This is a genomic window from Priestia sp. SIMBA_032, from assembly GCF_046535215.1.
Classification (GTDB): Bacteria; Bacillota; Bacilli; order Bacillales; family Bacillaceae_H; genus Priestia; species Priestia aryabhattai.
In genome coordinates this window covers 1-266 of sequence record NZ_JAWRXD010000802.1, presented here as the reverse complement: position 1 = coordinate 266, position 266 = coordinate 1, and the positions used below count along the sequence as shown (strand labels likewise).

Sequence of the window (266 nt, the reverse complement as noted above, 5' to 3'; positions counted from 1 at the left end):
AGGTCACTTCAAGTAAGGTCCAATATTCAAACATATGATTCCATTACGCCAACTTTTAGGGCTGTTGGAGGAACAACCCAAGATTTTTTCATGCTTTCCATTGAAAGTCCTGCTTTGCTTTATAAGACAGGTGACAAAGGACAGATGGAGTTGGTATACACCGAAGAAGGCGAAGGTGTTTTTTACGACAGCCTTGCTTTTTGGAACGATTCCGAAGGAATTGCCGTGGGGGATACCGTGGATGGATGTATTTCTATAATCATAAC

1 protein-coding gene is annotated in these 266 nt (G+C 41.7%); it reads left to right on the top strand.

Annotation, left to right across the window (positions count from 1 at the left end):
• Window positions 1-266: hypothetical protein (locus tag SB717_RS36545; RefSeq protein WP_410907940.1), on the top strand; the 266-nt coding region annotated here is incomplete at both ends.